The 13,563-nt window shown below is 41.8% G+C and carries 13 protein-coding genes; 3 read left to right on the top strand and 10 right to left on the bottom strand.

Going from position 1 to position 13,563, the window contains the following annotated elements:
* Positions 1–23: 23 nt before the first annotated feature.
* Positions 24–1,793 carry a signal peptide peptidase SppA gene (sppA, locus tag IRJ18_RS09855; protein WP_194106008.1) on the bottom strand — a complete coding sequence of 590 codons (1,770 nt, stop codon included), beginning with the start codon at positions 1,791–1,793 and terminating at the stop codon, positions 24–26.
* An 88-nt stretch (positions 1,794–1,881) separates the two neighbouring features.
* Between sppA and folK the strand changes: the two genes are divergently transcribed.
* Both folK and IRJ18_RS09845 read left to right on the top strand, forming a co-directional pair.
* Positions 1,882–2,361, top strand: coding sequence for a 2-amino-4-hydroxy-6-hydroxymethyldihydropteridine diphosphokinase (gene folK / locus IRJ18_RS09850; RefSeq protein ID WP_194106007.1), 480 nt, complete (start codon positions 1,882–1,884; stop codon positions 2,359–2,361).
* A 22-nt stretch (positions 2,362–2,383) separates the two neighbouring features.
* Complete coding sequence (locus IRJ18_RS09845) at positions 2,384–2,752, top strand: Hpt domain-containing protein (RefSeq protein ID WP_194106006.1); 369 nt, start codon at positions 2,384–2,386, stop codon at positions 2,750–2,752.
* Between the two features lie 60 nt (positions 2,753–2,812).
* Here the strand turns inward: IRJ18_RS09845 and IRJ18_RS09840 are convergent, their stop codons facing one another.
* The 4 genes from IRJ18_RS09840 to rho all read right to left on the bottom strand — a co-directional run bounded on the left by IRJ18_RS09840 (position 2,813) and on the right by rho (position 6,287).
* Positions 2,813–3,229, bottom strand: a complete 417-nt coding sequence (locus IRJ18_RS09840; protein ID WP_194106005.1) for a hypothetical protein — start codon at positions 3,227–3,229, stop codon at positions 2,813–2,815.
* Positions 3,230–3,587: 358 nt separating this feature from the next.
* A complete protein-coding gene (gene purS, locus IRJ18_RS09835; RefSeq protein ID WP_194106004.1) occupies positions 3,588–3,842 on the bottom strand; it encodes a phosphoribosylformylglycinamidine synthase subunit PurS in 255 nt (84 codons plus the stop codon).
* The gene (locus IRJ18_RS09830) at positions 3,823–4,545 is read right to left on the bottom strand and encodes a CDP-alcohol phosphatidyltransferase family protein (protein WP_194106003.1); all 723 of its coding nucleotides are present in this window, start codon (positions 4,543–4,545) and stop codon (positions 3,823–3,825) included. The genes purS and IRJ18_RS09830 overlap by 20 nt, the downstream gene beginning before the upstream one ends.
* A gap of 104 nt (positions 4,546–4,649) precedes the next feature.
* The gene (gene rho, locus IRJ18_RS09825) at positions 4,650–6,287 is read right to left on the bottom strand and encodes a transcription termination factor Rho (protein ID WP_194106002.1); all 1,638 of its coding nucleotides are present in this window, start codon (positions 6,285–6,287) and stop codon (positions 4,650–4,652) included.
* Between the two features lie 278 nt (positions 6,288–6,565).
* On the opposite strand from rho, the gene pyrF reads away from it, so the two are divergent.
* Positions 6,566–7,396, top strand: a complete 831-nt coding sequence (gene pyrF / locus IRJ18_RS09820) for an orotidine-5'-phosphate decarboxylase (protein ID WP_194106001.1) — start codon at positions 6,566–6,568, stop codon at positions 7,394–7,396.
* Here the strand turns inward: pyrF and IRJ18_RS09815 are convergent, their stop codons facing one another.
* From IRJ18_RS09815 to IRJ18_RS09795, 5 genes are all read right to left on the bottom strand, one after another.
* Positions 7,397–7,765 (bottom strand): glyoxalase superfamily protein, encoded by a 369-nt coding sequence (locus IRJ18_RS09815; RefSeq protein WP_194106000.1) that lies wholly within the window; start codon positions 7,763–7,765, stop codon positions 7,397–7,399.
* 76 nt (positions 7,766–7,841) lie between these two features.
* Positions 7,842–8,381 carry a pyridoxamine 5'-phosphate oxidase family protein gene (locus IRJ18_RS09810; protein ID WP_194105999.1) on the bottom strand — a complete coding sequence of 180 codons (540 nt, stop codon included), beginning with the start codon at positions 8,379–8,381 and terminating at the stop codon, positions 7,842–7,844.
* A gap of 203 nt (positions 8,382–8,584) precedes the next feature.
* Positions 8,585–9,961, bottom strand: coding sequence for an exonuclease domain-containing protein (locus IRJ18_RS09805; protein WP_194105998.1), 1,377 nt, complete (start codon positions 9,959–9,961; stop codon positions 8,585–8,587).
* Positions 9,962–10,095: 134 nt separating this feature from the next.
* Positions 10,096–11,925, bottom strand: coding sequence for a membrane protein insertase YidC (gene yidC / locus IRJ18_RS09800; protein ID WP_194105997.1), 1,830 nt, complete (start codon positions 11,923–11,925; stop codon positions 10,096–10,098).
* Between the two features lie 17 nt (positions 11,926–11,942).
* A complete protein-coding gene (locus IRJ18_RS09795; RefSeq protein WP_194105996.1) occupies positions 11,943–13,553 on the bottom strand; it encodes a CTP synthase in 1,611 nt (536 codons plus the stop codon).
* Positions 13,554–13,563 lie beyond the last annotated feature (10 nt).

Below are 13,563 nucleotides of genomic sequence, written 5' to 3'. Positions count from 1 at the left end.
GCTTTCCTAAATATCTTTACAAATTACTTTATCACCACATCATAGGGCATGCGTGCCTGCGGCGTGCGCATCATTTGGGTGATGGATTTTATTTGCTGATAGGTATTATAATTTTCACCCAATTCTGATTTTAGCATGCGGGTTTTAACCTCGGCAGTTAACCCGGCGCTAAATTTGTTGAATATGCTTTTCTGATCGGGGTAGGCTACCAGTTTATAGTCTGTAATTTTTGCCTTTTTAGCTGCCGATGCTACGGCATCATTAATATTACCCAGGCGGTCAACTAAGCCTAATTTAATAGCTTGCGCGCCTGTCCAAACACGGCCCTGGCCAATGCTGTTAATATAAGCCTGGGTTTTATGGCGGCCGTCGGCTACATGTTTGGTGAAATCATCGTAGCCACGGTTTACCTGGTTTTGCAGTATAGCGCGTTCCTCGGGGGTAAGGGGACGGCTGACATCACCTAAATCGGCATATTTTCCGGTTTTTACGCCGTCAAACGTAACACCTAATTTATCGTTAAATAGTTTTTGCATGTTTGGCAGTATCGCGAATATGCCGATGGAACCGGTAACCGTATTAGGTTCAGCAATAATAGAATCGGCCGCGCAGGAGATATAGTAACCGCCCGATGCTGCGTAATCGCCCATAGAAACAATGATCGGTTTTGCATCATGGGTTAGTTTTACTTCGCGCCAAATCACATCCGACGCCAGCGAACTGCCACCGGGCGAGTTAACACGCAGTACCACCGCTTTAACTTTATTATCTAAACGTGCTTTGCGTAATGCTTTTGATACCCTTTCAGAACCGATGGTATTATCATTGCCCTCGCCACCATTTATTTCACCTGATGCGTAGATGATAGCTATCTGATTTTTAGATGTTTTATCATCATCGTCAGCTTTTACGTCGGTTTTGGTATACTCGGCAATGTCCACGCTGTGCAAATCGTCTTTTTTCTTAGTTGATGTGCGGTCTTTTAATTCGTTAATTACCTCGTCTTTATATTTCAGGCCATCAACCAACTTGTACTTCAACGCATCTTCAGGAAATTGGATGCGTAAATTATTGGCGATAGTGAACAACGAGTCTTTGTTGATCTTGCGCGCGCTACCAATTCCTGTAAGAAAATGATCGTATAATGAACCAAGGTAACTGGTCACCTGCTCACGGTTGGCATCACTCATCTTATTTAAGATGTATGGCTCAACAGCGCTTTTATACGTGCCTACTTTAATTACCTGGGCTTCAATACCCAATTTATCCATGGCACCTTTCAGGAAGGTGATTTGCTGACTGAAGCCGCTAAATTCAAATATCCCTTTTGGGTTAATGTAAACTTTGTCCGCTACGGATGCTAAGTAATAAGCACCCTGAGTATAAACTTCGGAGTAAGCGATAATGAACTTGCCCGACTTTTTAAAATCTATCAGCGCGTTACGGATCTCCTCGGTAGTGGCCTGACCGGATAGCATGTAGCTTTCATCAATAAAAATGCCTTTAATGTTATCGTCGGTTTTGGCTTTTTTAATGTTGGCCAATATATCGTTCAAGCCTATGGCCTTTTCGCCATCCAAACCTAAAAAACCTAATCCTGCCAATGGGTTGCTGGGGGTACGTTCGGCAATAGGAGAGGTAAGTGCTATGCGTAAAATTGAATTCGAATCTACATCAACTGTTTTATCGCTGCCTGCCGATGCTATTATTCCTACTAAAATAAGTACTAAAATGATGGTGGTGAAAACTAAACCTACAATGGTAGCCAGTACAAATTTGAAAAATTGTTTCATTAAAAAATATAATCTATCTATCTATGCAAACTTAACAATTAGCAAGCGTATTACAGCTAAGAGTACTATCAATAATATTTGTTACAACATGTTTAAGGTTTTTTTGCTGGTAGGTACCAATTTAGGAGACAGGCATGACTATTTGCAGCGCGCAATTGGGCAGATAGGCCAGTTGATAGGGCCTATTATTACACTATCCTCTGTGTACGAGACACAGGCCTGGGGTAAAACCGACCAGCCCGATTACCTGAACCAGGTAGTAATAGCGCAAACCAATTTGCAACCACATGAAGTATTAAAACGTATATTGCAGATTGAATTGGACCTGGGGCGCAAACGCGAGGAAAAATGGGGTGCGCGGACAATAGATATTGATATATTATTTTACGATGAGATTGTTTTGAACGATCCCGATCTTATTATTCCGCATCCGCAACTGCAAAACCGCCGGTTTACCTTAGAGCCATTAGCTGAAGTAGCCCCGGAATTGATCCATCCCGTATTGAAACAAAATATGTTGTATCTTAAAAATAACTTACAGGATTGCTTGATTGTGAAAAAATTATAAATTTGGGGTAGAAAAAATAAATATGTCAGATAACCAGGATTTTGACCTTTCATTCCTTTATGAAATTGCCGATGGCAGCAATGAGTTCATTGTTGATTCCATCGACTTATTTTTGCAGCAAACCCCCGAACTGTTAACAACCATTACCAATGCCATAGCAGCCGGCGACTGGGCAACAGCGGGAGGGGCTTCACACAAGTTAAAGCCTAACCTGGGTTTTTTTGGTATGGGCGATTGCCAGGCCGCTATGCAGGATGTAGAATTAGCCTGTAAGGCAGGTGGTCAGGATATTAATATGATCAATACAAAATTTGCCTGGATAAAATCGGTAGTAAGCAACAACCTGGTAAAATTAGCCAAGATTAAAGCTGATACTGAAGCACTATTGTAAGTAAGTGAAAATTATAGCAATAAAAAAGGGATGCTAAATGGCATCCCTTTTTTATTGGGATTAGTTATAATAATCAAAAACTGTATTGTATCCCGATCCTATAGTTACCCCATAATTAAAGGTACACTGGCCATAAGTGGAGCTGTTATGGTCGGTATCGAAATCAGCTGACTCGCTATTATTTTGGTAATTATAAGTCCAGTAATGGTGATAATGGCCATAATCAATAAAACTTCCATAATTACTGCCTACTACAATGGTTACGGTATAATAAAAGCCGTCCGTCACGTCGGCTGTTTGTGAATAAGAGCCGTATGGGTTAAAATAATAGTCATGCGGGCCTGCATAATCCCAGAAGGTCATAACGGAAATTATCTGTGCTTCGGTAACAGTAATGGTTTCAGCTTTTGCTTTGGGGGCCACAACTGATGTTAATAAGAAGAATGTTGCAATAACTGCTAAAAATTTTGCTTTCATGATTTGATGTTTTAAATGGTTAAAATTTTAGCGGAGCCGATTAGATATAACTGAATTTGATATGATGAGTTGATGCTTGCCAATACCTCCTTTTTATTGATTAATACTAAGAGTTGTAGTGTGACCTGGTTTAGGAATGAGCAATATGAAGGTATGAATAAAATTTAAATGTTATAATGTATGTACATATATATTTATATTTTTTAATATATTTTCTATAATAGACTGATAGGCAGGTTGTTAATTTATATGGAATAAATTAATCCGGAATAATCATTCAGGGGTAAGTAAAGTACAGGTGTTATAAATACGGCGCTGATAGATTGCAGGTCAGAATGCGAAAAATTTACGAATTTATCTAAACGGTTCGTAAACTAAAGCTATAGCTTTCCATAATAAGGTTAGCTAATAAGCTTTTACATGCCTGATCCACTTTTTGGCGGGCTAAATCTTCGTTTTCGGCCTCAATCTCAAGCGAAATATGTTTGCCTATGCGGATGTTATGAATTTCTTCCAAACCAAGGTTTTTCATGCTGCCGGTAACGGCTTTTCCTTGTGGATCAAGAATTTCTTTTTTGGGCATTACATCAATTTCAGCCTGGAACTTTGTCATTGTCGAATTTTAGTTGAATGATAGATAGGGTGATATATATAAATATCACTACCGGAACGGCAGCAAATTTAAAAAATAGAATCAATATAGCCGAGATAAGCAGCAATATATAGCGATATAAATTACGTCTTGAATCCAAGTTTTTGAATTTCAGCGACATTAGCGGCAACTCGGCTACCAGCAGCGCGCACATTACCACATCTATAGCCACCAGGGTGTACTGGTTTAGTATGTAATGGCTAAACAATGGGTATTGATCTGTTATGAAAGGTAACGAGGCTATAAGTATAGCATTTGCGGGCGTTGGCAACCCGATAAATATTTCAGCCTGGCGGGTATCAGTATTAAACTTAGCTAAACGTAAGGCCGAGAATACCGCGATAGCGAATGCTAAAAAGGGTATATAATTCCCAATACTTGGTATAGCCGGCGACTTTAAAAGTAATTCGTACAAAATTGCTGATGGAAGGAAGCCAAAGCTCACCATATCGGCCAGTGAATCCAGGTCTTTACCTATGCCGGAGAATGATTGTAATACGCGTGAAGCAAAACCATCAAAAAAATCGAAGATGGCGGCCAGGAAGATACAGTAGGCAGCAAAGATCAGGTTATCGCTAAAAGCAAATACAATACCCACACAGCCGCTGAACAAATTAGCACAGGTAATGGCATTGGGTAAGTGTTTTTTTACTCGCTTCCTCATTTGTGGGGGTGAAGTTACCAAGAATTTATGAACCAACAAGAAAGCACCCGTTAAAAAACGAGTGCTTTAATCATATCTTCATAAAAGTACTGTATTTACAGTTATTACGAGTTCATCGAGATCAAAAACTCTTCATTTGTTTTTGTGCCTCTAATTTGCGTTTGTAAAAACTCCATCGATTCCTGCGAGTTCATATCGGCCAGGTGATTACGCAATATCCAGATGCGTTGCAGCGTATCACGGTCAAGCAATAAATCATCACGACGAGTGCTTGACGCGGTAAGGTCGATAGCCGGGAAGATACGTTTGTTAGATAACTTACGATCCAACTGTAACTCCATGTTACCCGTACCCTTGAACTCTTCAAAAATAACCTCATCCATTTTAGAACCGGTTTCGGTAAGCGCTGTAGCGATAATGGTTAATGATCCCCCGTCTTCAATGTTACGGGCCGCACCAAAGAAACGTTTTGGTTTGTGCAGCGCGTTAGCATCAACACCACCGGATAGTATTTTACCGGATGCAGGGGCAACCGTGTTATAGGCACGGGCCAGGCGGGTAATGGAATCGAGCAGGATAACAACGTCATGACCGCATTCAACCATACGTTTAGCTTTTTCCAGCACAATATTGGCAATTTTTACGTGGCGTTCGGCCGGCTCGTCAAAAGTCGACGCGATAACCTCGGCACGTACGCTGCGGGCCATATCGGTAACTTCCTCAGGGCGTTCGTCAATCAGTAATATGATCAGGTAAACCTCGGGGTGGTTTTTAGCAATAGCGTTGGCCACATCCTTTAATAACATGGTTTTACCTGTTTTTGGCTGTGCCACAATTAAACCACGCTGACCTTTACCAATAGGCGAGAACAGATCCATAATACGGGTTGAATAGTTACCCGGATCGGTAAACAAGCTCAGTTTTTCTGATGGGAATAAAGGTGTTAAGTGGTCAAAAGGTACACGGTCACGCACTTCAGCGGGTACACGACCATTAATGGCTTCCACCCGTACCAGCGGGAAGTATTTTTCACCTTCTTTTGGCGGACGGATGCTGCCGCGCACAGTATCACCGGTTTTTAAGCCGAATAATTTTATTTGCGATTGGGATACATAAATATCATCGGGCGAAGTAAGGTAATTATAGTCAGAAGAGCGCAGGAATCCGTAACCATCAGGCATAATTTCCAGTACGCCTTCATTAACAATTACATTGTCGAAATCAAGATTAACTTCTTCTTTTTTGTTTTGTTGCTGGTTTGCCTGATTAGCGCGGCGATCAAATTTGGGCGCGCGTTCAGCAGGGCGTTCTTCCGGCTTTGAAGGCTGGTCGTCCTGGTCATCACCTGTAATTACCTGTGGCGCCTCTTCGCTGGCAGCAGGTGCTTCGTCTTCGGTAAACGACTGATTGTCGTCTTCTTCATCCTGGTTAAACAGGTTTGTATCATCCAAAGGTACATCAACACGTGGTGTGGTTGATGATTTGGCTTTTATAACACGGGTTCTTTTACGTGGTTTATCTTCAGCTTCAGCAGCCGGTTGTTCTTCACCTATCGGAGCGTAATTGCTGGCCAAAACGCTCTGTTGCATCCTGGCAGCTTCAATTAGCTGCTGTTGCTCTACAATGCGGGTAATTAATTGTGGTTTGCGTAGGTCATCTGCTTCGGCAACGCCCAAAGCTTTTGCCATATCGCGTAGTTCTGAAACGAGTTTATCGTTCAATTCAATAGTATTGTCAGACATGGGGTGAATTTATAAATCAAAAGGATTTTTAATATTGAGAGAATTTGTTAACCAACACACAAAACGAAACCGAAACTCTTGTAATTTTTTTATTAGTAAAATACGTTGGAATTTTAAATTGTTTCTTTGGTGCAAGAAAAATTCAAAGGATAACGCTGCAATTTTAATTAATAAAAATTAGTATTTCAAACTTTTTCAAAAAATATCTCTCAAATGCATAACAGTTAGGGTAATTTTTAGTTTTTTTACAATCAAAATACATCTTATATTACTACTGCATGCTTTCCCGGGAACAACTTATTGCTGAGATTAAAAAGAAAAGATCGTTTTTATGTGTGGGTTTAGACCCCGACCTTGATAAGCTACCCGACTTTTTAAAAAGCTACCCCGAACCTATATTTGAGTTTAACAAACGGATTATTGACGCTACCCGCGATTTGTGCGTGGCTTATAAACCTAATTCGGCTTTTTTTGAAAGCTATGGCATAAAAGGGCTGCAGGCATTAATAGATACCTGTAAATACCTACCAAAGGATACCTTGAATATTATCGACGCCAAACGCGGCGATATCGGTAATACATCAGACAAATACGCGCGCGCATTTTTTGATGAAAGCACTTCGGGAATGAACTTTGATGCTATTACGATAACCCCCTATATGGGTAACGACAGTGTGAAACCCTATTTGGCTTATGAAGGTAAATGGGTAATTATTCTGGCGTTGACATCATCCGTAGGCAGCAAGGATTTTCAATACCTTGAAACAGAAGGTGGATACCTGTATGAAACTATTATTAAGAAAGCCAATACCTGGGCTGGCGCCGATAGGATAATGTATGTAGTTGGCGCTACCAAAAGCACAGAGTTTACCAACATTCGCGCTTACGCGCCCGATAACTTTTTATTGGTGCCAGGTGTAGGGGCGCAGGGCGGTAGCCTGGAAGATGTGTGTAAATACGGTATGACTAAGGACTGCGGTTTGCTTGTTAATTCCTCGAGGTCTATTATTTACGCATCCAGCGGTGAAGATTTTGCCGAAGCCGCACGTGCCGAAGCATTGAAGCTGCAGCAGCAAATGGCTGAAGAGTTGGAGAAAGCGGGGATATAGTTACTTCCCAACCCGTTCGGTAAATATAATTTGATTCATAAATGGATCTATCACTGTAGTAGTAATAGTTTCTATATCCCATTCAGTGCGTTCAAGGCCCGGGTTCATATACTTGAAGTCTTTTTCGCTAATCAGTTTATGGTAAGCTGTTAAACCTTCAAAATCATTCAGTATTACTTTAGCACCGGGCGAACATTCGCCGTGGTGCTCGGACAGATCGATAGCCACGCCGCGAATACTTACCTGCATATAAAATGGGCTACCCTCTGGCTTATGTTCCCAGTTGATGGTAAAACCCAGCCAGTCTACATAAAACTCTATGGTTTTTTTATAATCGAATACACGGAATACCGGGATAGCCTTTGTCATAGCAGCGGGTTAAATATGCACTAATATAACATTTGTTGATCCATAAGTTAACTCATCGCCTATACGCTTGGCTGCATTACTCATCTACCAGTTTTCCTTCAATCGAATCATCAAGCGTTTTACCGGTAATAGCACCGGCTATCATTTTAACAAAGGCGATGGCATTGCCATGTTTGTTATCCCAATAGTAACCCTGGGTAGGCGATACCTTTATTACACTGATGCGCAGGTCGTCTTTACCTTCGGTAAACCATACTTTTAATAGCGGGTCCCATAGTGTATCGATCATAGCTTTGTCTTCGCTTATTTCAGCAATTCCATATACACTTAAAAAGCCGGAATGTGGCGATGCCTGAAATAGTAACTGAACCAGTGGGTCGGATTTAATATCTGCATTTTTATGGCTATCGTTAGCGCTCAGGAACCACAGGTCGCCATTATCGTCAATCCTTTGCGGAGACATAGGGCGGGTATTGAAAGGCAGGCCGGTTTTAATATTGGTACAGAAGAAACAGCTTTCGGCTTTTTCAGCCAGTTCCTTTAGTTTCTTCCAGGCATCGTTGCCCTCCAGGTTTTTGAAGTTGTCTTCGGGTTGCTGCTGATTAATACTATCCATAATACGTTTTTATATAGGTTATGATGTAATAGTATAACCGAAGGGAAATTATATTGTGTTATTAGTTGTGCGATTTTCTTAGGGGGGAATGTATTCTATATTGCGTCATTGCGAGGAGGAACGACGAAGCAGTCTCCCGGATTGCAGAGTGGTGATGTATAGTTTGGAGATTGCCTCGTACCTCGCAATGACGGGGTGGTTGCCTAAGCCAACACCATTCCAAACTCAACTTTCTTAGCAGGGTACCGCTCGGCATGGCTAAGCACCATGTTGCGGATATAACCGTTATCAGGATAAGGCGAAAGGTGTGCCTTCAGGGCATCAAAGTTATCGGCATCAAAATCATTGGTGATATAACCCATACCGTAAAAGCGGCCGTTCTCTATCAGGATACAGCTTTGTTCGTCGTAGTTGCGGCCTTTATCGCGCAAAGCGAAGGTAGGAAGTTGCTCTTTCAGGCTGCTAATGGCGTATTGAACCTTCTGGTTGTAGATATGTACGTCCATTTGACCGGTGCAGGCGCATTGCTCTTTATAATTACCCGTGCAAGGCTCATTATTCTTTTGAATGAAGCATAGCTTAGGGCACAGTTCAAATTCTTCTATCAACTGATTTAGCAAGCTATAACCTTCCAGCAGCGACCGGCAGCTATGTACCGAATCTGAATACTTACGGTGCTTATCAACGGCCAGGCGCAGGTAGCCGCGCTGGTCTTCATACGTATATAAGCCGAAAGTATGTTCAAACCGTTTTAACGACCGGTTGTATTTTGGCCACAGGCGTTTGATCTCTATTGCCTCAAGCGCCAATGCCATTAACTCTGTTCCGCATTCCTGGTGCGAGATATGGTGGATATTTCTTAAAAACTCCTGACGCTGCAGGTTTGGGTTATTGCCGCTAAAGTGACTGCAAACCCGCTTTTTGATATTTACCGCCTTACCCACATAAATTACCTTGCCTTTTTGATCGTGAAAGTAATACACGCCGGGCATTAACGGCAGCTTCTCTATTATAGTTTTATTTAAATGCGGCGGTAGGTTTTGTTCTTTGGAGTTCTTTTTAAGTGCTGACAGGATGTGCTTATTGGCATCTCTGCTTAGCAATAAACCAAATAACTCGGCCGTAGCCGAAGCATCGCCACCGGCCCGGTGACGGCTTTCGTTATTAATACCCAAACTATGGCAAAGCTTGCCAAGACTGTATGATGGCAACCCCGGTATTATTTTACGCCCCAGCCTTACCGTGCAAAGCTTATTACAGTTTAAATCGTACCCGGATGCTGCTAAATGATAACGCAGGAAGGAATAATCGAAATTGACGTTGTGGGCCACAAATATCTTATCGTGCAGTAATTGGTATATCTCGTGCGCCACCTGTTTAAAAGGCGGGGCATCCTGCACCATTTCATTGCTGATGCCCGTTAACGCGCGAATATAGACCGGGATATCCCTGCCAGGATTGATCAGGGTCTCATACCGGTGTGTAACCTGTATACCATCGTGGATGCAGATAGCCACCTCGGTAATCCCGTTAGCGCTGGCGTGGCCGCCAGTGGTCTCTATATCAACTATTGCATACATTGCTAACAAAGTTAGTTAATTAGTTGATTAGTTAATTAGAGATTAGGAGAAAAAAGCATAAAAAAAGCGATGGGTTTAAACCCATCGCTTTAGTAAGAATATTGACTAATATCTAATTAACTAATCCCCAATCTCTATTTTCCCTTCTTCGTCTGCTGTTGTTGCTGACGCATCATTTCTTCCATACGTGCCTGGAAGCCTGATTTTTTCTTTTTCTCTTCAGGTTTCTTTTTGTTTTCCTGTATCTGGGCGTGGATCTTTTTATCATCAACCATAAACTTGATCAGGTATTGCTGTAAAAAGGTTAACATGTTGGCAAGGAAGTAATAATAATTCAAACCTGCCGGGTAACCGTTCAGCGCACCGAAGAAAATGATAGGGGTAATATACCCTATGTATTTCATCTGTCCGGTTGCACCTGATATTTGGTTGTTGAAGTAAGTGTAGATCAACGTCGAAATGGTCATCAATAAACACATTAAACTAATGTGATCGCCTAAAATTGGGATACTGGTACCAAAATGAACCAAAGAATCATAGGTTGAAAGATCGTGCATCCACAAAAAGCTTTGTCCGCGCAATTCAAACAAACTCGGGAAAAAGCGGAAGAACGCGATGACTATCGGCATTTGTATTACTAAAGGCAAACAGCCACCTAATGGGTTTACACCGGCTTTTTTATAAAGCTTTAGGTATTCCTGTTGCAACAAGGTAGGGTTATCCTCGCCAACTTTAGCCTTTATCTCGTCCATCTCGGGCTTCAGCACACGCATTTTAGCCATTGATAAGTAAGACTTATAGGTAAGCGGTGATAAAACCAATTTCAGAATAATGGTTAATGCTAAAATGATCAAACCGTAATTCCAGTTAAACTGGTTAAAAAAGTTAAATACCGGCAATACAGCAAAACGGTTAATGTACTTCAAAGGCCCCCAGCCCAGGTCTACTTGCTTTTCCAGATCATAACCTTGTAATTGCAGGGTCGAGAAGCGGTTAGGGCCAAAATATAGCTCCAGCGGAAAAGTGCCTGAATTATCTTTATTTAGTACTACATCGGCCTTCATTTGCTTAACAATGGTAGTATCGTTGGCATCGGTAGTAACCGAGATATTAGCATTGCTGATACCTTGCTTAGCAATAATTACGTTGGAGAAAAAGTGTTGCTTGAAAGAGAACCATTGCAATTTTTTATCGCTGATGGTTTTTTGATCGTCTTTACCGGTACTCAAATAATCAATATCGCCATCTGTATTCTTAAAGTATATGGTTGAATATTGACGCTCCAGTTTCATATCCTTTTCCTGTTTTTTCAGGTTGGCTGTCCATTGCAGGTTAAGGGTGTTGCTGTTTGCTAAAACACCATCTAATCCCGTAGGCTTAATATCCAAACCAATTTTGTTGCTGATGCCTTTTATTGAATATATATAATCAATGTACTGCGTAGGGCTGTAACTTAAACGCATGGTTACCGACTCGGAATCCTTTCCGGCTACGGTTAAATTAGTTGCGCTTGGTTTAAAGTAAAGGTCGTCGGTATTTATTTTTTTACCGGCAGCATTAAAGTTGAGGCCAAAGTGGTTATCGCCACCATCAAATAATATCAGTGGTTTTTTGTCGAAAGTTTTATAATCCTTTAATTCAACAGAATAGATACGGCCACCTTTTGCACTGATCTTTACACGCATATCGCGGTTTTCTAAGGTGACTAATTGATCAACACCGGCAGTAGCAGCACCAAACGGGCTTTTCAATATGGCCGAATCAGTAACAGCGGTTTTCTTAGTGGTATCAAATTTTGCTGTGGTTGCAGCTGCTGGCTTTGATATTCCGGCGCGTTTTAGCGAATCTGCATGCTCTTTAGCTCTTTCCTTTTTTAATTCGGCCTCATTTGGTTTCATTAAAAAGAACGATCCCACCAAAATGATCATGATCAGGAATAATCCTGTAAAAGTATTTCTATCCATTATTTCTTGCGGTACAATTATTTCTTGCGGGCATAGGCCAGCGAAGCGGCGACAAAGTTAACAAAAAGTGGGTGAGGATTTGCAACCGTTGATTTTAATTCGGGATGAAATTGCGCACCGATGAAAAATGGATGATTTTTAAGCTCAACAACCTCAACCAAACCGTTATCCGGGTTCATGCCCGATGGTATCATTCCGGCTTCTTTGTATGCTTTAAGGTATTCATTATTAAACTCATAGCGATGGCGGTGCCTTTCAGTAATATGGTTTTTTCCGTAAATGGCGGCCGCTTTACTGCCGGCTTTTAAATCGCAGGCGTAAGCGCCCAGGCGCATAGTGCCACCCATGTTTTTGATGTTTTTCTGATCTTCCATCATGGCAATAACCGGATTAGAAGTGCCGGGGTTCATCTCTGTACTGCTGGCGTCGGTTAAACCTAACACGTTGCGGCCGTACTCAACCACGGCGCACTGCATGCCTAAACAGATACCAAAAAATGGGATATTATTCTCGCGCACATATTTAATGGCGGCAATTTTACCTTCAAAACCACGCTCGCCAAAACCAGGCGCTACCAACACGCCACAAAGGCCGGTTAGTTTTTCAATAGCGTTTTCAGGGGTAAGGTGTTCTGATTGTATACTTACCACTTTTACTTTACACTCGTTTTTAGCGCCCGCGTGTACAAATGATTCAATGATAGATTTATAAGCATCGGGCAACTCTACATATTTGCCTACCAATCCAATGCGGATCTCGGCTGTAGGGTTTTTAAGGCGACCTAAAAAGTCTTTCCAGTTTTCCAGGTCGGGTTCATTTTTGTTAGGGAGCTTTAATTTGGTTAGCACAGTTTTATCCAACTGTTCGCGCAGCATCAGCAAAGGCACATCGTAAATACTTGGCGCATCTATCGATTCAATTACCGCATTGATATTTACGTTACAGAACAGAGCGATCTTTTTACGGATATCCTGGTTAATGTGATGCTCGGTGCGGCAAACCAAAATATCGGGCTGTATACCATATTCCAGCAGCATTTTAACGGAGTGCTGGGTTGGCTTGGTTTTTAATTCGCCGGCTGCGGCAAGGAAAGGTATAAGTGTAAGGTGAATGACCAAAGCATTGCCCGAACCCATTTCCCATTTAAACTGGCGCACAGCTTCCACAAACGGTAATGATTCAATATCGCCAACAGTACCGCCTATTTCAGTGATCACAATATCATAATCGCCGCTTTCGCCTAAAATGCGGAAATTGCGTTTAATTTCGTCTGTAATGTGTGGCACCACCTGCACGGTTTTACCAAGGAAAGCACCCTCGCGTTCGCGATTGATGACATTTTGATAAATGCGGCCGGTAGTAATGTTGTTTGATTGTGAGGTAGGGGTGTTCAGAAAACGTTCATAATGGCCCAGGTCAAGGTCGGTTTCGGCACCATCTTCGGTAACATAGCACTCGCCATGCTCGTAGGGATTTAGTGTTCCCGGGTCGATATTAATGTAAGGATCGAACTTTTGAATAGTTACGCGGTAACCACGTGATTGAAGGAGTTTAGCCAGCGATGCCGAGATAATTCCTTTTCCTAACGACGAAGTAACGCCGCCCGTAACAAAGATATATTTGGTCATAGATTTTGTT

Source organism: Mucilaginibacter boryungensis (assembly GCF_015221995.1).
In the GTDB taxonomy this organism is placed as follows: domain Bacteria; phylum Bacteroidota; class Bacteroidia; order Sphingobacteriales; family Sphingobacteriaceae; genus Mucilaginibacter; species Mucilaginibacter boryungensis.
The sequence above is the reverse complement of the archived record's forward strand: the minus strand, read 5'-3'. Positions and strand labels throughout refer to the sequence as shown.

What these genes read in the sequence shown, in the direction of transcription:
- sppA (WP_194106008.1), bottom strand. Translation starts at nt 1,793, where the DNA reads ATGAAACAATTTTTCAAATTTGTACTGGCTACCATTGTAGGTTTAGTT.
- folK (WP_194106007.1), top strand. Translation starts at nt 1,882, where the DNA reads ATGTTTAAGGTTTTTTTGCTGGTAGGTACCAATTTAGGAGACAGGCAT.
- IRJ18_RS09845 (WP_194106006.1), top strand. Translation starts at nt 2,384, where the DNA reads ATGTCAGATAACCAGGATTTTGACCTTTCATTCCTTTATGAAATTGCC.
- IRJ18_RS09840 (WP_194106005.1), bottom strand. Translation starts at nt 3,229, where the DNA reads ATGAAAGCAAAATTTTTAGCAGTTATTGCAACATTCTTCTTATTAACA.
- purS (WP_194106004.1), bottom strand. Translation starts at nt 3,842, where the DNA reads ATGACAAAGTTCCAGGCTGAAATTGATGTAATGCCCAAAAAAGAAATT.
- IRJ18_RS09830 (WP_194106003.1), bottom strand. Translation starts at nt 4,545, where the DNA reads ATGAGGAAGCGAGTAAAAAAACACTTACCCAATGCCATTACCTGTGCT.
- rho (WP_194106002.1), bottom strand. Translation starts at nt 6,287, where the DNA reads ATGTCTGACAATACTATTGAATTGAACGATAAACTCGTTTCAGAACTA.
- pyrF (WP_194106001.1), top strand. Translation starts at nt 6,566, where the DNA reads ATGCTTTCCCGGGAACAACTTATTGCTGAGATTAAAAAGAAAAGATCG.
- IRJ18_RS09815 (WP_194106000.1), bottom strand. Translation starts at nt 7,765, where the DNA reads ATGACAAAGGCTATCCCGGTATTCCGTGTATTCGATTATAAAAAAACC.
- IRJ18_RS09810 (WP_194105999.1), bottom strand. Translation starts at nt 8,381, where the DNA reads ATGGATAGTATTAATCAGCAGCAACCCGAAGACAACTTCAAAAACCTG.
- IRJ18_RS09805 (WP_194105998.1), bottom strand. Translation starts at nt 9,961, where the DNA reads ATGTATGCAATAGTTGATATAGAGACCACTGGCGGCCACGCCAGCGCT.
- yidC (WP_194105997.1), bottom strand. Translation starts at nt 11,925, where the DNA reads ATGGATAGAAATACTTTTACAGGATTATTCCTGATCATGATCATTTTG.
- IRJ18_RS09795 (WP_194105996.1), bottom strand. Translation starts at nt 13,553, where the DNA reads ATGACCAAATATATCTTTGTTACGGGCGGCGTTACTTCGTCGTTAGGA.